Origin of the sequence: Xanthomonas sp. 1678 (assembly GCF_031455575.1) — a bacterium.
GTDB lineage: Bacteria > Pseudomonadota > Gammaproteobacteria > Xanthomonadales > Xanthomonadaceae > Xanthomonas_A.
The window spans coordinates 78,330-100,791 of the sequence record NZ_JAVDSZ010000008.1; the positions used below are offsets into that span (position 1 = coordinate 78,330).

The 22,462-nt window shown below is 65.9% G+C and carries 26 protein-coding genes; 18 read left to right on the forward strand and 8 right to left on the reverse strand.

What is annotated here, in order from left to right; genetic code table 11:
• Positions 1 to 125: 125 nt before the first annotated feature.
• The 16 genes from ilvD to J2Y70_RS15015 all read left to right on the forward strand — a co-directional run bounded on the left by ilvD (position 126) and on the right by J2Y70_RS15015 (position 11,247).
• Positions 126 to 1,964 (forward strand): dihydroxy-acid dehydratase, encoded by a 1,839-nt coding sequence (gene ilvD / locus J2Y70_RS14940; RefSeq protein WP_309919104.1) that lies wholly within the window; start codon positions 126 to 128, stop codon positions 1,962 to 1,964.
• A gap of 280 nt (positions 1,965 to 2,244) precedes the next feature.
• On the forward strand, positions 2,245 to 2,586 hold the full coding sequence (locus J2Y70_RS14945) for a hypothetical protein (protein WP_309919107.1): 342 nt from the start codon (positions 2,245 to 2,247) through the stop codon (positions 2,584 to 2,586).
• A gap of 450 nt (positions 2,587 to 3,036) precedes the next feature.
• Positions 3,037 to 3,447, forward strand: a complete 411-nt coding sequence (locus J2Y70_RS14950; RefSeq protein ID WP_309919110.1) for a DUF4279 domain-containing protein — start codon at positions 3,037 to 3,039, stop codon at positions 3,445 to 3,447.
• Between the two features lie 493 nt (positions 3,448 to 3,940).
• Complete coding sequence (locus tag J2Y70_RS14955) at positions 3,941 to 4,288, forward strand: hypothetical protein (protein WP_309919112.1); 348 nt, start codon at positions 3,941 to 3,943, stop codon at positions 4,286 to 4,288.
• Positions 4,289 to 4,375: 87 nt separating this feature from the next.
• Positions 4,376 to 4,753, forward strand: a complete 378-nt coding sequence (locus tag J2Y70_RS14960; RefSeq protein WP_309919114.1) for a DUF6559 family protein — start codon at positions 4,376 to 4,378, stop codon at positions 4,751 to 4,753.
• Positions 4,754 to 4,848: 95 nt separating this feature from the next.
• Positions 4,849 to 5,208: a hypothetical protein gene (locus J2Y70_RS14965; RefSeq protein ID WP_309919117.1), complete on the forward strand. Its 360-nt coding sequence runs from the start codon at positions 4,849 to 4,851 to the stop codon at positions 5,206 to 5,208.
• Between the two features lie 62 nt (positions 5,209 to 5,270).
• Positions 5,271 to 5,585: a hypothetical protein gene (locus J2Y70_RS14970; protein WP_309919120.1), complete on the forward strand. Its 315-nt coding sequence runs from the start codon at positions 5,271 to 5,273 to the stop codon at positions 5,583 to 5,585.
• 184 nt (positions 5,586 to 5,769) lie between these two features.
• The gene (locus J2Y70_RS14975) at positions 5,770 to 5,991 is read left to right on the forward strand and encodes a hypothetical protein (protein ID WP_263396108.1); all 222 of its coding nucleotides are present in this window, start codon (positions 5,770 to 5,772) and stop codon (positions 5,989 to 5,991) included.
• Between the two features lie 610 nt (positions 5,992 to 6,601).
• On the forward strand, positions 6,602 to 6,823 hold the full coding sequence (locus J2Y70_RS14980; RefSeq protein ID WP_263396110.1) for a hypothetical protein: 222 nt from the start codon (positions 6,602 to 6,604) through the stop codon (positions 6,821 to 6,823).
• A 209-nt stretch (positions 6,824 to 7,032) separates the two neighbouring features.
• Complete coding sequence (locus J2Y70_RS14985; protein WP_309919124.1) at positions 7,033 to 7,380, forward strand: nuclear transport factor 2 family protein; 348 nt, start codon at positions 7,033 to 7,035, stop codon at positions 7,378 to 7,380.
• A 209-nt stretch (positions 7,381 to 7,589) separates the two neighbouring features.
• Positions 7,590 to 8,231 (forward strand): DUF2625 domain-containing protein, encoded by a 642-nt coding sequence (locus tag J2Y70_RS14990; RefSeq protein ID WP_309919126.1) that lies wholly within the window; start codon positions 7,590 to 7,592, stop codon positions 8,229 to 8,231.
• Between the two features lie 100 nt (positions 8,232 to 8,331).
• Positions 8,332 to 8,730, forward strand: coding sequence for a VOC family protein (locus tag J2Y70_RS14995; protein WP_263396113.1), 399 nt, complete (start codon positions 8,332 to 8,334; stop codon positions 8,728 to 8,730).
• A gap of 251 nt (positions 8,731 to 8,981) precedes the next feature.
• Positions 8,982 to 9,422, forward strand: coding sequence for a DUF3592 domain-containing protein (locus tag J2Y70_RS15000; protein WP_309919129.1), 441 nt, complete (start codon positions 8,982 to 8,984; stop codon positions 9,420 to 9,422).
• Positions 9,423 to 9,583: 161 nt separating this feature from the next.
• The gene (locus J2Y70_RS15005; RefSeq protein ID WP_309919132.1) at positions 9,584 to 10,051 is read left to right on the forward strand and encodes a metallophosphoesterase family protein; all 468 of its coding nucleotides are present in this window, start codon (positions 9,584 to 9,586) and stop codon (positions 10,049 to 10,051) included.
• Positions 10,052 to 10,478: 427 nt separating this feature from the next.
• On the forward strand, positions 10,479 to 10,943 hold the full coding sequence (locus J2Y70_RS15010) for a hypothetical protein (RefSeq protein WP_309919135.1): 465 nt from the start codon (positions 10,479 to 10,481) through the stop codon (positions 10,941 to 10,943).
• 7 nt (positions 10,944 to 10,950) lie between these two features.
• A complete protein-coding gene (locus J2Y70_RS15015; RefSeq protein WP_309919138.1) occupies positions 10,951 to 11,247 on the forward strand; it encodes a hypothetical protein in 297 nt (98 codons plus the stop codon).
• A 61-nt stretch (positions 11,248 to 11,308) separates the two neighbouring features.
• Here J2Y70_RS15015 and J2Y70_RS15020 read toward each other — a convergent pair whose 3' ends face one another.
• Positions 11,309 to 12,889 carry an SDR family oxidoreductase gene (locus J2Y70_RS15020; protein WP_309919142.1) on the reverse strand — a complete coding sequence of 527 codons (1,581 nt, stop codon included), beginning with the start codon at positions 12,887 to 12,889 and terminating at the stop codon, positions 11,309 to 11,311.
• A gap of 259 nt (positions 12,890 to 13,148) precedes the next feature.
• Positions 13,149 to 13,613, reverse strand: coding sequence for a helix-turn-helix domain-containing protein (locus tag J2Y70_RS15025; protein ID WP_309919145.1), 465 nt, complete (start codon positions 13,611 to 13,613; stop codon positions 13,149 to 13,151).
• Between the two features lie 102 nt (positions 13,614 to 13,715).
• On the opposite strand from J2Y70_RS15025, the gene J2Y70_RS15030 reads away from it, so the two are divergent.
• Complete coding sequence (locus tag J2Y70_RS15030) at positions 13,716 to 14,936, forward strand: MFS transporter (protein ID WP_309919148.1); 1,221 nt, start codon at positions 13,716 to 13,718, stop codon at positions 14,934 to 14,936.
• Positions 14,937 to 15,098: 162 nt separating this feature from the next.
• On the opposite strand, the gene J2Y70_RS15035 is transcribed toward J2Y70_RS15030, so the two are convergent.
• From J2Y70_RS15035 to aroE, 6 genes are all read right to left on the reverse strand, one after another.
• Positions 15,099 to 15,644, reverse strand: a complete 546-nt coding sequence (locus J2Y70_RS15035) for an ankyrin repeat domain-containing protein (RefSeq protein ID WP_309919151.1) — start codon at positions 15,642 to 15,644, stop codon at positions 15,099 to 15,101.
• A 68-nt stretch (positions 15,645 to 15,712) separates the two neighbouring features.
• Positions 15,713 to 17,236 carry a catalase KatB gene (gene katB / locus J2Y70_RS15040; RefSeq protein WP_309919154.1) on the reverse strand — a complete coding sequence of 508 codons (1,524 nt, stop codon included), beginning with the start codon at positions 17,234 to 17,236 and terminating at the stop codon, positions 15,713 to 15,715.
• A 218-nt stretch (positions 17,237 to 17,454) separates the two neighbouring features.
• The gene (gene dinG, locus J2Y70_RS15045; protein ID WP_309919157.1) at positions 17,455 to 19,584 is read right to left on the reverse strand and encodes an ATP-dependent DNA helicase DinG; all 2,130 of its coding nucleotides are present in this window, start codon (positions 19,582 to 19,584) and stop codon (positions 17,455 to 17,457) included.
• A 55-nt stretch (positions 19,585 to 19,639) separates the two neighbouring features.
• Positions 19,640 to 20,002, reverse strand: a complete 363-nt coding sequence (locus tag J2Y70_RS15050; RefSeq protein WP_263396125.1) for a hypothetical protein — start codon at positions 20,000 to 20,002, stop codon at positions 19,640 to 19,642.
• A gap of 92 nt (positions 20,003 to 20,094) precedes the next feature.
• On the reverse strand, positions 20,095 to 20,421 hold the full coding sequence (locus J2Y70_RS15055; RefSeq protein ID WP_263396126.1) for a hypothetical protein: 327 nt from the start codon (positions 20,419 to 20,421) through the stop codon (positions 20,095 to 20,097).
• A 43-nt stretch (positions 20,422 to 20,464) separates the two neighbouring features.
• Positions 20,465 to 21,313: a shikimate dehydrogenase gene (aroE, locus tag J2Y70_RS15060; protein WP_263396127.1), complete on the reverse strand. Its 849-nt coding sequence runs from the start codon at positions 21,311 to 21,313 to the stop codon at positions 20,465 to 20,467.
• A gap of 52 nt (positions 21,314 to 21,365) precedes the next feature.
• Here aroE and J2Y70_RS15065 point away from each other — a divergent pair, with 52 nt between their 5' ends.
• A complete protein-coding gene (locus J2Y70_RS15065) occupies positions 21,366 to 22,265 on the forward strand; it encodes a TolB-like protein (RefSeq protein WP_309919163.1) in 900 nt (299 codons plus the stop codon).
• Positions 22,266 to 22,462: the final 197 nt, after the last annotated feature.

A 22,462-nucleotide genomic window follows, 5' to 3' on the forward strand; every position in this document is an offset into this window, starting at 1 on the left:
CGCGTGATAACGTGGCCAATGGCCTTGCACCCGGCGCAAAAGGTTGCGAATGCAACCCTTTGCACCCTGCCGGGCCGACCACTTCCGCCAGCATTCCGCCCGCCTTCCGACCGCACGACACCCCCATGCCCGACTATCGCTCCAAGACTTCCACCCACGGCCGCAACATGGCCGGCGCGCGCGCGCTGTGGCGCGCCACCGGCATGCAGGATGCCGACTTCCACAAGCCGATCATCGCCATCGCCAACTCCTTCACCCAGTTCGTGCCCGGCCACGTGCACCTGAAGGATCTCGGCCAGCTGGTCGCGCGCGAGATCGAACGCGTCGGCGGCGTGGCCAAGGAATTCGACACCATCGCCGTGGACGACGGCATCGCCATGGGCCACGACGGCATGCTGTACTCGCTGCCCAGCCGCGAGATCATCGCCGACTCGGTGGAGTACATGGTCAACGCGCACTGCGCCGACGCGCTGGTGTGCATCTCCAACTGCGACAAGATCACCCCCGGCATGCTGATGGCCGCGCTGCGCCTCAACATCCCCACCGTGTTCGTGTCCGGCGGGCCGATGGAGGCCGGCAAGACCAAGCTCGCCGATCACAACCTGGACCTGATCGACGCGATGGTGATCGCCGCCGATCCCAACGCCTCCGACGAAAAGGTCGCCGCGTTCGAACGCAGCGCCTGCCCCACCTGCGGCTCGTGCTCGGGCATGTTCACCGCCAACTCGATGAACTGCCTGACCGAAGCGCTGGGCCTGGCCCTGCCCGGCAACGGCACCGTCGTGGCCACCCATGCCGACCGCGAGCAGTTGTTCCTGAAGGCCGGGCGCACCGCGGTCGAACTGTGCCACCGCTGGTACGGCGCCGAAGACCCGACCGCGCTGCCGCGCGGCATCGCCACCTTCGCCGCGTTCGAGAACGCGATGACGCTGGACATCGCGATGGGCGGCTCCACCAACACCATCCTGCACCTGCTCGCCGCCGCACAGGAAGGCGAAGTGCCGTTCACCCTGCGCGACATCGACCGCCTGTCGCGGCACGTGCCGCAGCTGTGCAAGGTCGCGCCGAACATCCAGAAGTACCACATCGAAGACGTGCACCGCGCCGGCGGCATCCTCTCCATCCTCGGCGAACTGGCGCGCGGCGGCCTGCTGCATACCGACCAGGCCACCGTGCACAGCCGCACCCTCGGCGATGCCATCGCGCAATGGGACATCACCCAGACCGACGACGACGTCGTGCACACCTTCTACAAGGCCGGCCCGGCCGGCATCCCCACCCAGATCGCCTTCAGCCAGGCCACGCGCTGGCCGACGCTGGATGTCGACCGCCAAGCCGGCTGCATCCGCGACGTCGCCCATGCCTACTCGCAGGAGGGCGGGCTGGCGGTGCTGTACGGCAACATCGCCCTCGACGGCTGCGTGGTCAAGACCGCCGGCGTGGACGAATCGATCCACGTGTTCGAAGGCAACGCCAAGGTGTTCGAGAGCCAGGATTCGGCGGTCAAGGGCATCCTCGCCGACGAAGTGAAGGCGGGCGACGTGGTGGTGATCCGCTATGAAGGCCCCAAGGGCGGCCCCGGCATGCAGGAGATGCTGTACCCCACCTCGTACCTGAAATCCAAGGGCCTGGGCAAGCAATGCGCCCTGCTCACCGACGGCCGGTTTTCCGGCGGCACCTCCGGCCTGTCGATCGGCCACGCCTCCCCGGAAGCGGCCGCCGGCGGCGCCATCGGCCTGGTCCGCGACGGCGACAAGATCCTGATCGACATCCCCAACCGCAGCATCAACCTGCTGGTCGACGACGCCGAACTGGCCGCCCGCCGCGCCGCACAGGACGCCCAAGGCTGGAAGCCGGTCGAAGTCCGCCCACGCAAGGTCACCACCGCACTGAAGGCGTACGCGCTGCTGGCGACGAGCGCGGACAAGGGCGCGGTACGCGACAAGGCGATGCTGGACGGCTGAGGCGTTTCGATGAAGACCGCGGGTTCCCGCGGTCTTCATGGCGTGCTGGCATCGCACTGTAGGAGGGACTTCAGTCCCGACGCCTGGCCGCAGACGCCTACAGATCGGTTGCCTCTGTTGGCGGCAACGTCACTCGCCGGTTAAGTGCGGCAATATTTTATCCGGTACGGCCACCTCGTGGCGACAAGGCGTCTTTCACACAGCAGCCATGCATGAGGCCTAACAACCCGTTCAAGCCCAACCCTCTTCGCAAGTTGGAGTATTTCAGGCGTAAGACCCCATGATCTTTGCTACAGCAACCGACGAGAACACCCTGTTCGTATTTGACTCCATTGCGGAAGCAATCGCTTACTGCGAGGGTATCGATGTGGAGGATGGCAGCTGGATCTTCTGGGATGAGGCCGGCAACGCTCTAAGCGCGGAGTTCATCATGCCAAATCACCATGGCAGGCTCACTGTTGGTGACGGCGCGTATCGCCTGGTTCAAGCACCGGATCAGCCCACTCTGGCAGAGTCTCTTTCCAGCATCTTTCACATAGATGGCAACCCACACTTCGCCACTCTCTCTGCAGTCGGGGCGCATCTTGCAACCGCTGCTCAGGTGTCCCGACGTGGGGCCTAATGGTTCATTCAAGCCGAACCCATTTGCAGGCCGGCTTAATTCAGGCGTTAAGCGGCTTTGGAGGTCTCGATGGAGCTGACACTTCTGCTGGTTGCGGCCCTTGCTCTTGTCAACATCGTCGCATCGGTTGCAGTACTTCGCGCCTCAGTGCTCTCGCCATCACAGCGCCTGCTGCAACTTGCTCTTATCTGGTTCATTCCAGTCATTGGCGCGATCGTTTGCATAGCCTTTGTCTCTTCCCAGGCAACTCGCCCCACATCGTCCAGCACAGTTGACCCGCTCTATCTGCCATCCGATGGTGGCGCGCCGGACGGCCCAGGCATTGGGAGCTGTGGCTGCGGCGGTAGTGACGCTGGCGCAACCGGGAGCAGTGACTAGTGGCACCGCCTAGCGATTCATTCAAGCCGACGCCACTTCACGACGCGGCTTACTTTCAAGCGTTAGGGTCCCATGGGAGAAATCGACCATTCCGTTGCAACACTCCGGTTCTTCGGAGACGACCTCGTGCCTGATGAGCTCACCGCATTGCTCGGAGCGAGCCCAACGGTGTCGCATCGGAAGGGCCAAGAGCTTATTGGTAGCAACACCGGCATGGTGCGCGTTGCCAAGACTGGAAGCTGGCGACTCAGTGCGGCCCGCCGTGAGCCCGAGGACCTTGAAGCACAAACCTGGGAAATCCTAGGACAACTCACTCAGGATCTCCGTGCTTGGGATTCTCTGGCCCGCTATCAACCGGACTTGTTCTGCGGCCTTTTCATGGGCAGTAGCAATGACGGGCTACCCCTTTCGGCCAAGGCCTTACTTGCCCTTGGCCAGCGCGGCGTTGCACTAGGGCTGGACATCTATGATGCCGGTGATTAAGGCTCTAGCAGCGGGCCCTAACGATGCATCAAGTTGAACCCCTTCGCGGCTCGCCTCGATTCAGGCGTTAGGCGACAGAATGAGAAACTTGACACATCGATCCTTTTTAATAAGCGGATCAGCCATATGCGGATTCGGCGCTGCCTACTGCTTTCTGTGGATATTTTCCGCCGCAAGTCTGGCCTCAGGCTTCTGCGGCAACAGCTTCTCACTGTTCGCTGAGCACTTGCGCTGCCGCCAAGTGAACTTCGCAATGATCCTTACGGCTTTGTTCTTGCTGCTTGGTGTGTTTCTCGGCTGGAAGGCGGCGCGTACTGTGGTCAAACCAAGCTAAAGAAGTTTTCTGTCATGGTGTCGAGATGCGACTCATGGGAAGCCTTGCTGAGCGTTGACAATTCCTTCAAGCTGAACCCGCTTCGCGGGTCGGCCTAATTCAGGCGTTAGTCCGCGCAGGTGGAACAGGGGGTTACTTGTGGGAAAAGCACTCGCGTACTTGATCGTCGTGGTGGCAGGTGTGCTGCTGTTGCACGCTACTGGGCTGCTCGATGGCATGTTCAGCCGCGGTAACCTTGAGGAACGTGACGCGTTCTGGCAAAAGACCGTCGCCTCAGAGGCGCCCATCGGCACCGCAAAAAGCGCCGTAACTGCGCTTGCAGCGCACCACGGCGTCTCGCTCGAGTGCTTCAGCTCGTCCCTTACACCGCCTCTGGCCGATTGCATCGGGGATGACCCGAGCTCCAAGGGCGGCACTTCGGGTCATCCGGTCGCACTCCAGCTGAACTTCACGTTCCACGGCGGGAGCTTGGCGAAGTTCGAGACGAGTCGGCACGTTCTTCAGTAGGCTCGACCTAACAATTCGTCCAAGCGACACCACTTTGTGCATAGCTTCACTCAGGCTAGGCGCTACAGACAGATCAGAGGAGTGTGTATGAGTGCAGCAGCACAGCCAGTTCCTTGCTCCATCAGCCCGCAAGACAAGCAGGCCCAAGCTCTGGCAGTCGGGGACGATCTCGTCCGGCGTCACGGGAAACGAAAGTTCTACACGGTCGAGCAGGTCAAAGAGTCCAACCGGCGACGGAACATCGACATCGACGTGGCCTGCTGGTCCCATGCGATGTTCAACTCGCACGAGGACTTTGATCGCCTGCACTCAGGGGTCGCCGAAGGCTGCGACTACGCAGCGATGAAATCCGAGATGCTCCGGGCGGTCGCGACCGATCACTCAGCAGCATGGTTCGATTGGGATCTATCCTGGTTGGAGTTCCCGGACCTGGATTTCTCGCTCTTCGATTTCTTCGACCTGTAACCGATGACCCACCAGGTGATGCCTGACAACTCATTCAAGCCGAGCCCGCTTCGTGTTTGGCTTAACTCAAGCGTTAGGCCACGCGGAGCAAGGTAGTGATCTCGATCGAAACGCGGGGCCGCATCTATCTGTCCGCTTTCACCGCGACGCTGATCGTTGGCGATCTGGCGCTTAAAGCCCTGTTCGTGATTGCAGGCAGTTTGCGTTGGAGCCAAGCGGCCGGGACGGCTGTGACTCTACTTGCCCTCTGGTTCCTATGGCGTGGATCCAGGGCTGCATACTGGTACTTGGTCGCATGCATGGTCGCTGCGCTCATCTACGTCATCTGGGTGGCCGTCACAACGCAAATTATCGCATTGGCCTGGATTGCGGTTCCCATTTCCTTCCTATTACTCACCGCATTGGCTCCTGCCACGCGCAAATTTTTGGCCGTGCAGCGTGCAACCGGTGCCTAACAATCCATTCAAACCAAACCCGCACCAGCGACCGCAGCCGGTTCTGTTCCGGCGTTAGTCCTATGCCAAGACATTGCAGCCACTGCGGATTGGAACTTCGTGAGATCGGGAACTTCCGACCCGACTGGATAACCGTTTACGAGTGTCCAAGCGGGCTACCTCTTCACGAATTTCTGGAGGTGGGCGATTCTCGTTGGACCTTTCCGCTCTTAGACCTAAATCTCGGCGTCAAAGACCGGCTGACCAATGCGGACCCATCTCTTGTTGAGCTTGCCGCATCCCGCATCCGCATGATCGACTACAAAACCGTGAGCATTGTCGGCTTTGAGCAAACGCTGCTCGGCATCTTCCCAGAGCCCAGCAATGCCGCCGCATAGCCCAAACAACTCGTTCGAGCCGAACCCTTTCGCGGGCCGGCTTGACTCGGCCAGGCCCCGGGAGAGTTCGTCGCCATATTTGGCGTTTTACCCGCCCCTTTGGCCAGTTCGTCGCACGCCAGTCGCCCCACTGCCATGGGACTGCAATCCTTGCGATTCCGCTCACCGGCCAAGGAGCCGCGTCGTGAAAGCGCTAATTGCCATCGTTGTCTGGTGCCTTCTGTTTGTGCTGTGCTGGCCGCTGGCCTTGCTGGCCTTGGTCCTGTGGCCCATCGTGTGGTTGCTCACCCTGCCGTTCCGCCTTGTGGGGATCACGTTCTCTGCCATGTTCGCGTTCCTACAGGCCATCCTGTTCTTGCCTGCCCGCCTCCTTGGTTGGCGGCCGGGACGCGTAGCGACAGCCTGACCCATTCGTTCAAGCCGAGCCGTTTCGCGACTCGGGCATTCAATCGGCGCTAGGCCACCAATGGCAGACCTCCAGCAACTCAGGGAAGTCGCAGCGCAGCTTCGGGAGCTGCAGCGAACCTCTCCGACCAACGCCTCCGAAGTCCGCGCCTGGGATACTTCAGCGCGGAAGTTCTCCGAGACGTTGTGCATTCCGCTCCCATCCCGGGCCATGCACTACCTGCACGATGCGGACGTCCGCATCAAAGACCCGGAGTACGGGAAGTTCCAAGATGAAATGCTCTCCCGTATCATCTCGGAGCTCGAGTCAGGGATCCTTCCTGCATCCACTACCACGACCTTGTCCTTTCATCCACGCTGGTTGGGGGCAATTGCTTTGTGTGTTGTCGCAGTTATCTGCTGGTTCGTATTTTGGTGACGTGGCCAGGAACTCGTTCAAGTCGAAATCGCTTTAATCAGGAAACCGTCTGCGATCGGCTGGTGAGTTGCATCCAGCAGGTTCGTTGGTGAGCTACCCACCGCTATGGGCCTGCAGATTGAGGCCTAACGACTCGTTCCAGCTGGCGCCGCTTCACGGTGCAGCCAATTCGGCCTTGGCGCCAGGAGGATTCATGGAAGTCTTGATCGCGATAGTGATTGTTGCCGGCCTGGCTAGCGGACTGGCCGTCTTGCTGCTCGGCTTATTGCTACCTCGCAAGTTCTGCCCTAGATGCAACACGGCGTTGCCTCGCTTCCGCAAGCCTTCAAGCACCCGGGAAGCGATGCTCGGGGGCTGGTCGTGTCCGTCTTGTGGTGCAAAGATCGCCCGCAATGGCGCGCTCCTGCCGGACTAGCGGCTTTTTGTTGCCCCTGGCACGTCGTTCGACCAGAGCCCGCAGCCGAGAACTTGCCGAGCAGGTGTGGCTGCCCAAGACCTGTACCTGGCATTCGACCGCGCCAAGCCGGCGCCGTTCGCGGAGTGCCTCACAGGGCGAGGCTTCATGACGAACTCGCAACGCCCGGACAGCTACTGTGCGAGCACTTGGCAGACGAGAGAATTGCGATGTCGAACCTGCACAAACAGACGCTGGAGAAGGCCAATGAAGCCATCTCCCGCGGCGATTTCGAAGGCTTCCTGCGCCACTGCACGGAAGACACCGTATGGAACTTCATCGGCGATCGGACGCTCAGGGGCAAGGATGCCGTGCGCCAATGGATGGCAGAGGCCTACAAGCAACCGCCCGTGTTCCGGGTGCATCGGATGATCGCGGAAGGTCAGTTCCTTGCGGCGATCGGCGTGATCGCCTTGAAGGGATCGAGCGGGCAAGAAGTCGAGCATGCGTACTGCGACGTGTGGCGCTTCGAGGACGGCCTGATGGCCGAGTTGAACGCCTACGTGGTCGAGTCCTGATCGATCCTGGATCACCCCAAGCAGTGGGAGTTGCAGTCAGCCACCGACCGGGCGACAGAGGGCGCTCTTCGATCGCCCTCGAGGACGTTACGATCGCATGGATCTTCCCCCGGTCGCAGCGTCTTGGCTCATGGCCGCCTTGCTCGCGAACAACGACTCATTCAAGCCGATCCCACTTCGCGGGTCGGCTCCATACAGATCGGATATTCATGCAAACCCTTCAAGAACTGCTCGATGGCGACGACCCTGCGATGCCGCTGCTCAGGCAATGGCTTTCCGAAGCCAGCCGTCCGTTCGAGGTCCTTCCGCCTTCGCAGCAGCACGGCGAGGTCCTGGTCGGCCTCCAGGTCACCACGCGCTCGCCCATGGGCGCCATCGCGTACGAGACCGGCGGGCTGTTGATCGATCACGGTTGGCTGCGCATCCTCGGCTCGGGGCATCCGAAATTGCCGCGCGACATCGTCGCGTGGAACGCCGGCCGGTCTTCGGGTCACCTGCTGGTCGCGGACGATGTCGTGGGCGGCTTCTTCTCGGTGAACGGCGGTAGTCTGGGGAGCGATCTGGGCGCGCTGTACTACCTTGCGCCCGATACGCTGCGATGGGAGGCCATGGACATCGGCTACAGCGACTTCCTCTGCTGGGCGCTCAGCGACCGACTGGACCTGTTCTACGAAGGCTTGCGCTGGCACGGCTGGGAAGCCGACGTGAAACAGTCCGATGGCACCCAATGCTTCAACTTCTTTCCGTTTCTTTGGACCGAGGAAGGGTCCGTCGAATCCAGTTCCCGTAAACTGATCGATGTCGCGGAGCAATTCGCTTTCAATACGACGCTGGCCGGCCGCGCGGAATGAGCCGCAATCCAGGCATCTTCGCAGGCGCCATGGCCGGCGCGGCGCCAAGTAGTCCGGCCGGCTCTCCCAATCGCCCAGTCCTCGAGAGACATCCATCCCTATGCTCCACCACATTTCCCTTGGCGTTTCCGACATCGAGCGCTCGGCGCGCTTCTACGACGCGGCGCTTCTGCCGCTCGGCTACGTGCGCGTGTGGGAAGACCTGACCCCGGGAGACGACGATCAAGCGGTGGGCTACGGCCTGCCCGGCGGCGGCGACCGGTTGGCGATCAAGCTCAGGGGCGCGAACGCGTGCGCACCCGGCCCTGGATTCCATCTCGCCTTCGCTGCCGCCAGCCATGCTGCCGTCGACGCCTTTCATGCGGCTGCGCTGCAAAACGGCGGCCAGGACAATGGCGCTCCCGGGCTGCGTCCGGACTATGGGGACAGCTACTACGCCGCGTTCGTCGTCGATCCCGACGGCCATCGTCTCGAGGCCGTCCTCAATTCGACGCCCTGACACCGGCATACCGCTCAGCGGCGCTTTGAAGCGAGTGCGAGAATCGGTGCATCGATCGGGTTGTCGGGCAGCTCTCTGAATTTCGTTCGCTCCACAATCGAACGCCATTCGGCAGCGTTGCGCAACGATGGTCTGAGCGACGGCGCTTCCGGCCTGCTGGTCGAAGGAACGACTCGAGGTGGCGTCGGGAATGCGCCAGCGAGGCTTCTTCGTTATCCTGCCCGCCCTTTCATGGACGAACACCGAACCCAATGTCCGACGACGCCGCGTCCCGTATCGGGAACATATTGCTGGGCCTGCTGTTCGCGCTGCTCGGGCTCGTCTTGCTGGGTATTGCGGCCGGTCTCGCGCTTGACCGGCACGAATTCCTCGCTCGCGCACAGACCGCCGATGGCGTCGTCAGCCGCTTGAACGCCGGCGGCGCGCATCCTGAGATCGCCTTCACGACAGGTGCTGGCGAGAAAATATCCTATCCCCAGGGCGGCTTCATCTCCATCCATCGGCCAGGTCAGACGGTGCGGGTGCATTACCTGCCCGAGTGGCCGTCGGGCAGCGCCGTGATCGATGATCCGGGGGCGCTGTGGGGCGTGCCCGTGGTTATGGGAGGCATGGGCCTGATATTCGGCATCGCCGGCGTGTCAAGAGTCGTTCGCCGCAGCCGCGGTGCGGGCGGATCGCAGCAACGACGTTGAACGCACGCGCCACCCAGCCGATGCGGATGGGAAGGTCGCTCGCAACGATTCGACCGTGCGCCTACGCTTGAGCAGCAGCTGTCGAAGGCGATCTTCTGACGACATGCCTTTCTGCGCTGCCCGGTTAGGCTAATGGCACCTCTCCGTTACGGACAGCGCCCATGCATCCAACCCAGTCATTGCGGATCGGCCTGATCTCCGACACCCATGGCCTGCTGCGGCCACAGGCGCTGGCGGCGATGCAGGGCTGCGACGCGATCGTGCACGCCGGCGACGTCGGCAAGCCGGACATCCTCGACGCCTTGCGCGCGATCGCGCCACTGCACGCGATCCGCGGCAACATCGATATCGCGCCATGGGCACAGACGCTGCCGGACGTCCTGGACGTCGAGATCGCAGGCGTGCGCCTGCACGTGCTGCACGACCTGAAGACGCTGGCGCGCGAACCTGCGGGCGTGGACGTGGTGGTCAGCGGGCATTCGCACAAACCCTTGCTGCGGACCCGCGACGGCGTGCTGTACATCAATCCCGGCAGCGCTGGCCCGCGCCGTTTCAGTCTGCCGATCAGCGTCGGCTATCTGCATCTGCAGGCCGACGGCGTCCGCGGCGAGCTGTTGAACTTGGTGTGAGACGGCTGCAGGCGTCATGCAAGCATGGAACTGGCATGTAAAGCGATGGACCGCGCTGCAGCGCGCAGAGGACACGGCAGCCACGGCCGCAGTGGTTGGTGACGCGTCGCCACTTTCGCGGATACCCGGCGCCCAGATCGGGCGCTCAGCGGCGATCACGCGATCCGCACGATGCGGCAGCCGATCGTGGCTTGGCCATGGCTCCTAGAGCCCCAGCACCACCTCGCTCCACGGCCGCGCTGGCGCCGGCCGATGCACGGCGCCACTCCGCCCCAACTGCGCCTGCGACGATCGCTGCTGCCGGCATTGCCAATCTCCGCTAGAGTTGGTCGCGAGCCTTGGGGTTGACCGGCACTGCGGGGACGGGAAGCAGGGCAGAGGCCGCGCGGGGGCGCAAGGCACTACCAAGGCGCCCGATGCAGCGGGAATGGACGGCGTGCATCGCGCAGAAAAAGGGGGATTTCTTATGTGGAAAAAGTTCGGCGGTAGCTTCGGCAAGATGGGCCTTGGAAAAATGTCCAAGGACGAATATCAGGCAAACCTCAACGGCATGAACATGTTCTTCGGGGCCGTGCTGGGGTTGGTCCTCGCCGGTACCGAGAAGCTCAACGACTGGCAGTTCGGCGTGGTGCTGACCATGCTCGCCGGCATCGTCATTTCCATTCTCTTCATCTCCAACAGCCGGCACAGGGTGGTCTATGCGATCTATACGGTCGTGCTGGTGCTGACGCTCCCCGGGATGGCCGACCTCATGCTCAGAGGACACGATGTCATCCCCAGCAAGGTCCAACCCACGCTGATCGTGTGGACCGCCATGACCATCATGGTGGAGTTCTGGGGCCGCGAACGCGACCAGGCCGCCTCTATGACCGGCTCCGACCAATCCAGTTGAAGCGCAGATGGCGATTCTCAAGCGCATCGTCCAATCCTTTTGGTGGCTCGCACTCGCCTACGTTCCAATGGCGCTCTCCGACAGGATCGAGCGCTTGTACGCGGAATTGGGCTGCCCGCCTCGCGGGGATTGCTACGTGGCCGGCACGATCACGGCATTCGATCTCTGGCTATTGACGCTCGCGATCACCGTGCTGGTGTGGCCTGCTTGCCTCTGGTTTCTCGGTCTGCGCTGGATGACCGGCCGGCTGGCCACCTGGCTTGGAACTCTGTTCAAGGCACACCGGCTGCGCCGGCAGGACTGATTCGCGCAGCGGTTTCCAGCGGCTTCCAGCGGGGCCGGCAACGCATGGCCTCCCCGCCCACTCACCAATCCGTCGGCGCGTAGTCCTTCAGGAACTGCCCCCACACGTGCTCGCCGGTGTTGAAACCGTGGATGATCGGGTCGACGATGCGCGCGGCGCCGTCGACGATATCCAGCGGCGGATGGAAGCGCTCTTCCTGCACCTTGCGCGCGGCGATCTCGGCCGGATCCTCGTCGGTGACCCAGCCGGTGTCCACGCTGTTCATGTGGATGCCGTCGTTCTGGTAATCGGCGGCCGAGGTCCGGGTCATCATGTTCAACGCGGCCTTGGCCATGTTGGTGTGCGGGTGCCGGGTGGTCTTGAAGTTGCGGTAGAACTGCCCTTCCATCGCCGACACGTTGACGATGTGCTTGTCGCGTTCGGGCGTGCGCAGCATCAGCGGCTTGAGCCGCGCGTTGATGATGAACGGCGCGATGGCGTTGACCAGTTGCGTCTCCAGCAGCTCCACCGACGGCACTTCGGCCATCAGCAGGCGCCACGAGTTGCGCCCGCGCAGGTCCACCTGCTGCAGGTCCTGGTCCAGCCGGCCCTCCGGAAACAGATGCTGCTGGCCAAGCAGCTCGTCGGCCAGCAGCGGCACTTGCGACAGTTCGGCGGCGCGAGTCAGGCCGTCGGCACCGCTGATGCCGTGGCCCTGCCCTGCCTGAAGCGTGGTCGCCGACGCCGCCGGCAGCAGTTCCGGGCTGCGCAAGCCCTCGTAGTGGCCGACCAGGCGGCGCACGTGCTCGGGCAGTTCGTGCAGCGCGGCGGTTTCGCCGGCCATCATGTGCGCGTAGAACTGCGGCGGCCGGCGCACGGTCTGGCAGGCGTTGTTGACGATGAAGTCCAGCCGCTCGCGCGTGGCCAGCAGCTGGCTGCAGAACGCCTCGACGCTGGGCGTGTGGCGCAGGTCCAGGCCGAACACCTGCAGGCGGTGGCCCCATTCGGCGAAGTCCGGCTCCTGCGCGTAGCGCGCGGCCGAATCGCGCGGGAAGCGCGTGGTCACGATCAACTCGGCGCCGGCGCGCAACAGCTTCAGTCCGGCCTGATAGCCGATCTTGACCCGGCCGCCGGTCAGCAGCGCCACGCGCCCGCGCAGATCGGCGGTCTCGGTACGCTTGAAGTAGTTCAGCTCGGCGCAGGCCGGGCACATCTGGTCGTAGAAATGGTGCAACTTGGTGAACTTCTGCTTGCACACGTAGCAGTGTCGCAACTCGGGCGAATGCGGCGCCGCAGGCTCTTCGACCGCGGCGTTGCTGGCGTCGTGCAAGCCGGCGGCATGCGGCGGGAAGTAGTTCGGCGTGCTGAACACCGGCTTGCGCCGTAGCGCGCGGATGCCGGTCTGCTCGAGCAGCGCCTCGGCCTTGCGCACCTTTTCCTGGTGGCGTTCGCGCGCCTGCTGCTTGAGCAACTGCCGGCGCGCCTTGGGTTCCGGGTGATAGACCTTCGCCACCACCTGGTGCAGGCGCACGCGGTCGGCCTCGGGCAATGCATCGAGCACGCTGCGATCGGCGTCGATGGCTTCGAGCAGGTCCAGGGCGACACGCAGGCGTTCGGTCAGGGGCAGGTCGTCGGTGGCGGGGGGCGAGGCGGTGGTGTTCAAGACGGATCCGGGATGAGCGGCGGCGAGCCGTGGCGAAAGGCGCGGCAGAACGCCGACGAAAGACAGCGGTAGAGGCAGCGATGCGGCGCGCCCGGCGCTTGCGGCGAACGGGAGGCGGCATCGCTAGGGGCGTTGCGACCGACCGGGATGGGCCGGCCAGGCGGCATTTTCGCCGATCAGGGGTGCCGGCGCCATGTCGGCCGCGGATCGCGCCTCACCCCTGTCCCCACGCTCCGCGCGCCAGGCGCCGGTGTCGCGCTCATGCGCCGTCGGCGGGCGCGTCGACCTTGCGTACCGTCGTCTGCCGCGGCTTGAGCGCGCGGCCGGCGGCATCGCGCGGCAGCATCGCCGGCACCGGCTTGCCGGTACGGCGATCGAGCAGGCGCGAATGCGCCTCGCCCGGCACAAACAGATGCCGCTCGCCCCATTGCCGCAACGCCAGCAGCAGCGGGAACAGCTGCTCGCCTTTCTCGGTGAGCGCGTATTCCTGGTAGGCGCTGCCGTCGGCGGCCGGCCGCAGCGCCAGGATCTGCGCCTCGACCAGCAGCCGCAGGCGATCGGCCAGGATGTTGCGCGCCATGCCCAGACTGCGCTGGAAATCGCCGAAGCGGCCGATCCCGTCGAAGGCATCGCGCAGGATCAGCAACGCCCAGCGCTCGCCGATCAGATCCACCGAACGCGCCACCGGGCACGGCTGGGCGGAGTCCTTGCTGCGTCTGGCCATGCCGTCTCTCCTTCGCCGAGTGCGCTATCGGTTGCATTTTAAAACCAAAGGCGCCACGCTGTTACTGGTTTTTAATCGAAACCACTTAGCGACGCACGAGCCATGCCGACCGTATCCGATTCCGAGCTCAGGCCCGAGCCGCCCAGGCTGAGCCGCGGGCAAGTGGCGCTGTTCGCCTGCGCCAGCGGCGCCAGCGTGGCCAACGTCTATTTCGCGCAGCCGCTGCTCGATGCGCTGGCGGCGGAATTCGGCATCGGCCAAGGCGCTGCCGGCGGCGTGATCGGCGCGACCCAGGCCGGTTGCGCACTGGCGCTGTTGCTGGTGGTGCCGCTGGGCGATCGCCACGCGCGGCGCCCGCTGATGCTGTGGCAAGGCGGCGCATTGCTGGCCGCGCTGCTGGCGGTGGCCGCGGCGCCGACGCTACCGGCACTGCTGGCAGGAATGCTCGCCCTGGGCTTGCTGGGCACGGCGATGACCCAGGGCCTGATCGCCTATGCCGCGGCCAGCGCCGCGGCGGCCGAACGTGGCCGGGTGGTCGGCGCCGCCCAGGCCGGCGTGGTGATCGGGCTGCTGTTGGCGCGGGTGCTGGCTGGCGTGATCGCCGATCTGGCCGGCTGGCGCGGCGTCTATGCCGCATCCGCCGCGCTGACCCTGGTGCTGCTGTTGTGGTTGCGGCATGTGTTGCCCGCCCTGCCCGCGCCGCAACGGCCGCCCGGCTATGCGGCCCTGCTGCGCTCGATGCTGCGCATGCTGGCGCACGAGCGGGTGCTGCAGATCCGCGGCGGCATCGCGCTGCTGATGTTCGCCAGCTTCTCGATCTTCTGGACCGCACTGGTGCTGCCGCTGAGCGCAGCGCCGTATGCCTACTCGCATGCCACGATCGGCGCATTCGGCCTGGTCGGGGCGGTCGGCGCGCTCGCCGCAGCGCGTGCCGGGCGCTGGGCCGACCGTGGCTGGGCGCAGCGCTGCAGCGGGCTGATGCTGGCGCTGCTGCTGGCGTCGTGGCTGCCGCTGGCGCTGGGCATGCGTTCGCTGGCGGCGCTGGTGCTCGGCATCGTCGTGCTGGACATGGCCGGCCAGGCGATCCACGTCATCAACCAGAGCCTGATCTTCCGCGGCGACGCGTCGGCGCACAGCCGGCGCGTCGCCGGCTACATGCTGTTCTACGCGCTGGGCAGCGGCCTGGGCGCGATCGCCGCCACCGCCATCTATGCGCATGCCGGATGGACGGGCGTGTGCATCCTGGGAGCGGCGACCAGCGCGGCGGCGCTGCTGTTCTGGACGATCACGCTGCGCTGGATGCCGGCGGCATCCGCGCGTTAGCCAGCTTCATCGCAGGCATCCGCCGTTGGCGACGTGGCTGGGAAGGACACCGGCTGGCCTCGACCAGCGCTTGCCACAGATGCCGCCGGTAACGCCTGGCGCGACTGGCGCTCACCTGCGTTCGTTGCAGCCTCCTGCAGCGCCATCGGTGCGGCCACACGCTCAGCGCAGCGGCGCCTGCGCGAATTCGCCGCGTTGCAGCTTGGCCACGTCGTTGCCCTGCGCGTCCTTCGCCTGCAGATCGGCGCCCTTGGCGGCGAGGTCTTTCAGCACTTCGGTACGCTGGAACAACGCCGCGTACATCGCCGCGGTCTGGCCGGCGTTGTTGCGTTGGTCGGGCGCGCAATCGGCCTGCATCAGCCGCTTGGCGATTGCCAGTTCGCCCTTGAAGATCGCGCCCATCAGTGCGGTGTTGCCGCGCTTGTCCTGTGCGCACGGATCGGCGCCCGCGCGCAGCAATTGCTCCACCGCCGGCTGCTGGCCGTGGTAGGCAGCCAGGATCAGCGCGGTATAGCCCTTGTCGTCGCGGGCATTGAGGTCGTAGTGCGCCTGGATGAACTCGGCCAGCATGTCCTGGCGGCCTTCGCGCGCGGCATCGAAGAAGTAGTCGCGTAGTTGCGCCTGGATCTTGGCCGGATCAGCGGGCGCGGGCGCGGCGGTCGCCGAGGCGGCGGCCAGGCTCAGGGCGAGAAGAAGGAAGCGAAGCATGCTCGGTCTCCGGCAAAGAAAACGCAGCGCGGCGTGGGGGAGGCGCCGCCGCGCTGCGCTATGAACAGTCAATCCCGCAGTTGCGCGGCCAGCTGCTTGACCCGCGCCAGGTCGCCCTTGGCGACGCGGGCGACGCCGCTGCCGTAGGACGGATCGGCCTTGTACAGGAACGACAGCATGATGTGCTTGCTGGCGTCGTCGGTGCCGGCCAGCGATTCGCCGAAGCTCTGGATCAGGTCCTGCTGCTCCTTCTTGCTGTAGCTGCGGAACAGTTCGCCGGCCTGCTTGAAGTTCTGCTCGCGGGTGATCTTCGCCTGCTGCGAGGTGCCGGACAGCGGCAGCTGGCTGTAGCGCGCGTTCGGATCCTGCAGGCGCGGGGCGAGCCGGCTGGGCTCGTAGTTGACGCCGCTGGCGGTGGCGCCGGAGTTCATCGCGCCGTCCTGATTGCCGTTGTTGACTGCCACCAGTGGCCGGTTCACCGGCAGACTCAGGCCATTGGTACCGACCCGGTACAACTGGGTATCGGCATAGGAGAAGATGCGCCCCTGCAGCAGGCGGTCTTCCGAGGGTTCGATGCCCGGCACCAGGTTGGCCGGTGCCATCGCCACCTGCTCGGTCTCCTGGAAGAAGTTGTCCACGTTCTTGTTCAGCACCATCTGTCCGATCTTGCGCTCGGGCACGTCCGGCCAGATCTTGGTCGCATCCAGCGGATCGAAGTCGAACTTGGCCAGGTCTTCCGGCTTCAGCACCTGGATGTACAGGTCCCACTTCGGATAGTCGCCCTGCTTGATCGCGCCGACCAGATCGTTGGTCAGGTGGCTATAGTCCTTGCCCTGCACCTGCGCCACCTGCTTCGGGTCCAGGTTCTTCAGGCCTTGCAGCGACTTCCAATGGAACTTGACGTAGTGCACCTCGCCTTGCGCGTTGACCAGTTTGTAGGCGTGCACGCCGTTGCCGTCCATGAAGCGGTAGCCGGCCGGCGTGCCTTCGTTGGAGTACAGCAGGGTCAGCGTGCGCGTGGCCTCGGGCACGTGCGAGAAGAAATCGAAACGGCGCGCATCGTCGTCGAGATTGGTCCGCGGATCCGGCTTGAACGCATGCACCATGTCGGGGAACTTGATCGCATCGCGGATGAAGAAGGTCGGGAAGTTGTTGCCGACCAGGTCCCAGTTGCCCTCGCTGGTGTAGAACTTGGTGGCGAAGCCGTGCGGATCGCGCAGCGTCTCCGGCGAATGGTTGCCGTGCACCACCGAGGAGAAGCGCACGAACACCGGGGTCTTGGTGCCGGCGCTGAACACCTTGGCCTTGGTCAGGTCGGAGATGTCGGCACTGGCGGTGAACGCGCCATGCACGCCGGTGCCGCGCGCATGCACCACGCGCTCGGGGATGCGCTCGCGGTCGAAGCGCTGCAGCTTCTGGATCAGCTGCACGTCCTGGAGCAGGGTCGGGCCGGTGGCGCCGGCGGTCTGCGAGTTCTGGTTGTCGCCCACCGGCGCACCGTTGTCGCGCGTGAGCGTGGACTGCGCGAACCCGGCGGGAACGATCAGGGTCTGCGACAGCAGGGCGAGCACCAACAGTGTTCCAGGGCGCATGGCGTCAGCTCGTGTTGAGGGAGCTGAAGCATGGCGGTGGCGCGGCGGGCTGAGAATTCGTTAGTTGCTATGGCTGCGATAGGCAGGGTGGATGCCGGCACGCTGTTGTGATTGCGGTCTCGCACATGGGCGTTGCGCGTGCACTTCGCGCCATTTGCGCCTCGCACGAGCGGCGCGAGGCGACGCGATCGACATCAAAATGTAGACAGCGCGTGGCGCTAGCCGATCACCCGCTTGAACGGCGGCAACGCATCGATGATGCGCTTGCCGTAGCGCTTGGTCAGCAAGCGCGAGTCGAGGATGATGACCCGGCCATGGTCGCTGGAGCTGCGGATCAGGCGGCCGGCGAACTGGGTCAGGGTGCGCAGCGCGTGCGGTACCGCGATCAGGTTGAAGGCGTTGAGGCCGCGGCTTTCGAACCACTCGCCGAGCGTCGCGGTCTGCGGGTCGGTCGGCACCGCGAACGGCACCTGGGTGATGACCACGGTGGTGCAGGCATCGCCCGGCAGGTCCAGGCCTTCGCCGAAGGAATTCAGGCCGAACAGCACCGAGCCCTCGCCGGCACCGATGCGGCGCATGTGCTCGCCGATCATCTGCGACTTGGAACCCTCGCCCTGCACCAGCACGCGGTTGCGCTGCGCGACCGGCAGCAGGTCGGCGACCTTGAGCATCTTCCAGCGCGAAGTGAACAGCACGATCGAGCCCTTGCCCCAGTCCAGTTCCTTGACCAGATAGCGCGCGACCTCGCGTGGATGGCCCTCGCGGTCGTCCGGCGCCACCGGGAATTTCGGCACGATCAGTTCAGCCTGGTTGGGCAGGTCGAACGGCGAGGACAGCGACACCATCTCGGCATGCGCGGGCAGGCCGTTGTCGATCGCCAGCGCCTGGAAATCGCCGCCGCCAGTCAGCGTGGCCGAGGTCAGCACCGCCGAGTCCACTTCGCTCCACAGCAGCGCGCGCAGCACCTGCGCGGCCGACACCGGCGAGCAGTGGCAGACCAGGTCGGCATCGCGCGAGGCGGTGATCCAGCGCGCCATCGGCGCCTGCCCGTCCTGGTCCTCGCGGCGCCAGCCCAGCCACAGCGCGTATTGCTGCTCGACCATCTCCAGGGCCATGCCCAGGCTGCGCTGCAGGCGCTCCTTGGCCGCATCCTCCTGCTTGGACTTGGCCACCAGCTGATGCGCGGCCTGCACCCAGTTGAGCAGTGCGGCGGTGTCCTGCGCCTGCGCGTCGATGAACGGCTTCCAGTCCTCGGGCAGGCGCCCGTTGGGCGCGCGCCACATCGGCTCTTCCTGGCTTGGATCCGGCACCCAGGCGCGCTCGATCTCGGCGCGGAACGCCTTCAAGCCCTTGCTGACCTGGGTCGCCAGTTCGATCGCCTCGTTCGGCAACTGGTTGCCGATGGTGTCCTTGTCGGCCAGCCGGTAGGCCGCGCCGACCAGCGACTGCAGGCGGCCGGTGCGGCGCGCCATGTCGTCCAGCGCCAGGTTGGCCGCGCCCTGGTCGATGGCGACGCCGGCGATGTGGTGGCCCTCGTCGAGCACCAGCAGCATGTCCGCCGGCGGCGCGATCAGCGGCTGGCCGTTGTCGCTGTCGCCCAGCGCCAGCGCCGACAGCAGCAAGGCGTGGTTGGTGACCACGATCTGCGCGTCGCGCACGTCGCTGCGCGCTTTCAGCACCGGGCATTGCACCGCGAACGAGCAGCGGCGCCCGGCGCAGCCGGCGGCATTGGTGGTGATACGCGCGCGCAGCGACGCCGGGATCGGCTCCGGCGCGGTGTCCAGGTCGCCGTTCCAGGTCTTGTCGGCGTAGGCCTTGGCCAGGCCGCGCGCCTGCTCGGCCTCGGCCGGGCTCAGCGGGCGATCGTACAGCGGCGCCTCGTCCTCGAACATGCTGTCCTGCGCGGCTTCGCCATGCAGTTCGGCGACGTTGCGCGCGCACAGGTAGCGGGTGCGGCCCTTGGCCAGCGCCACCGTCGCCTCGATGCCGGTGGCCTTGAGGAAGGCGGGGATGTCACGCTCCACCAATTGCGATTGCAGCGCCACGGTGCCGGTGCTGATCACCAGCTTCTTCTTGCTGGCCAGCGCGATCGGTACGCCGGCGGTGAGGTAGCCCAGGCTCTTGCCGACGCCGGTGGGCGCCTCGGCCACGCCGACGCCGCCGCTGGTGCCCAGCGCGCGCGACACCACCCCGATCATCTGGCTCTGCGCGCGGCGCACGCGGAACCCGGGGGTGTTGGCCTGCAGTTTGGTGTAGGCGTCGCGGATGGCGAGCTTCAGCGGCTCGGTCAGCTCGCGCTGGGGCTTGCCGGGCGCGGACTGCGCGGCCGGCGTGGGGGTGTCGTTCATCCGCGCATTTTCTCACGTCCGGTCGCACGGATTGACACCGGCGCGGGCGCGGACCTTAACGCGGCGCGGAAGGCTTGTGCGGCAACGCGCGCCGCAAGGCCTGCAACAACAGCGCCACGCCGAGCACGTACAGCGCATCTTCCAGCAGGCGGATCGACGCGTAGGTCCATGCGTACGGCTCGGTGAGCCGATCGGACATCAGTTGCGTCCAGCCCACCGCCGCGTTCAGCGCGCGCGGCAGCACCGCGTTCGCCATCAGCACCGCCAATCCGGCCTGCGCCAGCGTGCGTGCGCGGCCAGGCGCCAGGCGCGCGAGCAGCAGCAGGCCGATCAGCGGCAGCAGGAAGCGCGCCAGCAGGCCGATCCCGCCGGTCACCATCTTGACCTCCAGCAGCGGCTGGATCGCAGTCGCCAGCATTGCCGTCTCCTTCGGTTGCGCCGCGTCGGCACCGGCGCGGCGGGTGCCGGACGACACCGCGCCCGGACCCGCCAGCCGGCGCGGAATAGGTTCTAGCGCGGCAGAGCGAACCGCAGCGCCAGCACCACCAGCAGCATCGCCACTGCGTGCAGGATGGTGAACACGGCCTGCAGGATGCCGTACCAGGCCGCGTAGCTGGTGAACGTTCCGCCCTGGGACACGATCCATATCGGCAACAGCGAGGTCACCGAGCCGCATAGCCCGCCGACCAGCAGCAGGCTCAAGCCCCACAGGCCGAGCGTGCGTGCACGGCCGGGGCGGCGCGTGGACAACAGCACCACTCCGACGCCGAGCACGATCAGGATCGGCAGCTGGAAGCCCACCGTGGTCAACAACTGAAGCAGGAATCCATTGTCCATGCGATCTCCGTGGAAGCTGAAAGAAAGCGCCGGAGCGCTCGGGTCAGTCGGCGCTCACCAGCACCGCATCGCGCGCGCGCAGCGCGGCGTAGACCGGATCGGTGTCCGGACGCACGCCGTGCCAGCGCTCGAAGCTCTCGGCCGCCTGCTCGACCAGCATGCCCAGGCCGTCGACGGTATCGCGGCAGTTGGCCGCGCGCGCCCACGCCAGGAACGGGATCGCGATCTCGCCGTAGTTCAGGTCCACCGCCAGGGTCATGCTGTTGACCAGCGACAGCGGCAGCGAGAATCCCGCCGCCTCGTCGCGGCCGGCGGCGGTGGCGTTGACGATCAGTTCGAAGTCGCCCAGTTCGCGCAGGTCTTCCCAGTAGCGGGACATGGCGCGCGCCGGTTCGCCCAGCGCATCGACCAGCGCATCGGCGCGTTCGGGCGAGCGGTTGACGATCATCAGCTGCTGCACGCCGGCGTCCAGCAGCGCCGGCGCCACCCCGCGCGCGGCGCCGCCGGCGCCGAGCAGCAGCGCACGGCGACCGCGCAGGTCCAGGCCGTTGCGCCCGGTCAGGTCGCGCACCAGGCCGGCGCCGTCGGTGTTGTCGCCGTGCCACTGCCCGTCGCGGTAGCTGAGCGTGTTGACCGCCCCGGCGCGCTGCGCACGTTCGCTGTGGATCACGCTGTGCGCGTAGGCGGCTTCCTTCAGCGGCAAGGTCACGTTGGCGCCCACACCGCCCTCCGCGGCAAACGCCGCCAGCGCCGCCGCAAAGCCGTCCGGCATGGCGTCGATCGCGTCGTACTGCAGGGCGATGCCGGCCTGCTTGGCGAAGTCGGCATGGATGCGCGGCGACAGCGAATGGGTGACGGGATGGCCGAACACGGCATAACGGGATGTGGGCATGGAACGCTCGTTGGTTGTTTTAGACTGGTCGCGACATCCGAAGGAATCCGACATGCGGACCCCCGCCCTGCCGCTCGCGCTGGCCGCGAGTTTACTCTGCGCGCCGTCGGCGTTCGCGCTTTCCGAGTTCGGCATCGAGGGCATGGGCGTGGTCTCGACCAAGGCCGACGAGACCCGTGCCAGCGTTTCCGCAGACGGCCAGCGCATCGTCTGGGGCAGCCCCGACCGCGCCGGCGGGCCCGGTGGCGGCGACCTGTGGCAGGCCACGCTGCGCGACGGGCGCTGGGCTGACGCGCAACCGCTGCCGGCGCCGCTGAACACACCTGGCGCCGACACCGACCCGTTCTTCAGCACCGACGGGCGCTGGCTGTATTTCGCCTCCGACCGCGCCGGCGGCCACGGCGGCGGCGATCTGTACCGCGCGCCAGTGCTGGCCGACGGCCGCTACGGCCCGCCGCAGAACCTGGGCGCGGCGGTGAATTCACGCAGCGACGAACGCACGCCGGCGCTGTCGCTGGACGGCACCCGGCTGCTGTTCGCCAGCGACGGGCATGGCGGTGCCGGCGGCATGGACCTGTTCGTGGCGCGGCTGCAAGGCCAGGTCTTCGGCCAGTTGCAGGCGCTGGACGGGATCGACAGCGCCGACGACGAAACCGATGCCGCCTGGCTGGGCGACGGCCGCGCACTGGTGTTCGCGCGGGCGCGCAAGGCGCAAAGCGCGCAGTTGTGGCTGGCGCAGTGCGCCGCTGGGCGCTACGTGCAGCCGCAGCCGCTGGCGCTGTCGTTCAATGGTGCCGACGGCGACACGCGCGGCGCGGTACTGGACGCCGCCAAACCGAGCGAACTGCTGGTCGTCGGCAGTGCGCGCGCACCGAAGGCCGGCCAGCGCGACGTGTACCGGATGAAGGCCCCGGCGGCGAGCGGCAGCGGCGATTGTGCGGGTGCGCGCTGACGGCGACGGCTGCGCTGCTGGACGTGCGAATGCCGAAGATCGATGACGCGTGCCCGTCTGCAAGCGCTGCTGGAACGGTCGCTGCAATGCTCGCTGATGCGGTTGGTCGCGGCTGAAGCCGCTCCTACAAAAAAGCGAGCTGCGCCTTCTGCCCTTGTAGGAGCGGCTTCAGCCGCGACAGACGCAGCGATGAAGAC

Bases quoted from the DNA above. Each gene is read 5' to 3' on its own strand.
- ilvD (WP_309919104.1), top strand. From the start codon at position 126: ATGCCCGACTATCGCTCCAAGACTTCCACCCACGGCCGCAACATGGCC.
- J2Y70_RS14945 (WP_309919107.1), top strand. From the start codon at position 2,245: ATGATCTTTGCTACAGCAACCGACGAGAACACCCTGTTCGTATTTGAC.
- J2Y70_RS14950 (WP_309919110.1), top strand. From the start codon at position 3,037: ATGGGAGAAATCGACCATTCCGTTGCAACACTCCGGTTCTTCGGAGAC.
- J2Y70_RS14960 (WP_309919114.1), top strand. From the start codon at position 4,376: ATGAGTGCAGCAGCACAGCCAGTTCCTTGCTCCATCAGCCCGCAAGAC.
- J2Y70_RS14970 (WP_309919120.1), top strand. From the start codon at position 5,271: ATGCCAAGACATTGCAGCCACTGCGGATTGGAACTTCGTGAGATCGGG.
- J2Y70_RS14980 (WP_263396110.1), top strand. From the start codon at position 6,602: ATGGAAGTCTTGATCGCGATAGTGATTGTTGCCGGCCTGGCTAGCGGA.
- J2Y70_RS14985 (WP_309919124.1), top strand. From the start codon at position 7,033: ATGTCGAACCTGCACAAACAGACGCTGGAGAAGGCCAATGAAGCCATC.
- J2Y70_RS14990 (WP_309919126.1), top strand. From the start codon at position 7,590: ATGCAAACCCTTCAAGAACTGCTCGATGGCGACGACCCTGCGATGCCG.
- J2Y70_RS14995 (WP_263396113.1), top strand. From the start codon at position 8,332: ATGCTCCACCACATTTCCCTTGGCGTTTCCGACATCGAGCGCTCGGCG.
- J2Y70_RS15000 (WP_309919129.1), top strand. From the start codon at position 8,982: ATGTCCGACGACGCCGCGTCCCGTATCGGGAACATATTGCTGGGCCTG.
- J2Y70_RS15005 (WP_309919132.1), top strand. From the start codon at position 9,584: ATGCATCCAACCCAGTCATTGCGGATCGGCCTGATCTCCGACACCCAT.
- J2Y70_RS15010 (WP_309919135.1), top strand. From the start codon at position 10,479: ATGGACGGCGTGCATCGCGCAGAAAAAGGGGGATTTCTTATGTGGAAA.
- J2Y70_RS15015 (WP_309919138.1), top strand. From the start codon at position 10,951: ATGGCGATTCTCAAGCGCATCGTCCAATCCTTTTGGTGGCTCGCACTC.
- J2Y70_RS15025 (WP_309919145.1), bottom strand. From the start codon at position 13,613: ATGGCCAGACGCAGCAAGGACTCCGCCCAGCCGTGCCCGGTGGCGCGT.
- J2Y70_RS15030 (WP_309919148.1), top strand. From the start codon at position 13,716: ATGCCGACCGTATCCGATTCCGAGCTCAGGCCCGAGCCGCCCAGGCTG.
- J2Y70_RS15035 (WP_309919151.1), bottom strand. From the start codon at position 15,644: ATGCTTCGCTTCCTTCTTCTCGCCCTGAGCCTGGCCGCCGCCTCGGCG.
- katB (WP_309919154.1), bottom strand. From the start codon at position 17,236: ATGCGCCCTGGAACACTGTTGGTGCTCGCCCTGCTGTCGCAGACCCTG.
- dinG (WP_309919157.1), bottom strand. From the start codon at position 19,584: ATGAACGACACCCCCACGCCGGCCGCGCAGTCCGCGCCCGGCAAGCCC.
- J2Y70_RS15050 (WP_263396125.1), bottom strand. From the start codon at position 20,002: ATGCTGGCGACTGCGATCCAGCCGCTGCTGGAGGTCAAGATGGTGACC.
- J2Y70_RS15055 (WP_263396126.1), bottom strand. From the start codon at position 20,421: ATGGACAATGGATTCCTGCTTCAGTTGTTGACCACGGTGGGCTTCCAG.
- aroE (WP_263396127.1), bottom strand. From the start codon at position 21,313: ATGCCCACATCCCGTTATGCCGTGTTCGGCCATCCCGTCACCCATTCG.
- J2Y70_RS15065 (WP_309919163.1), top strand. From the start codon at position 21,366: ATGCGGACCCCCGCCCTGCCGCTCGCGCTGGCCGCGAGTTTACTCTGC.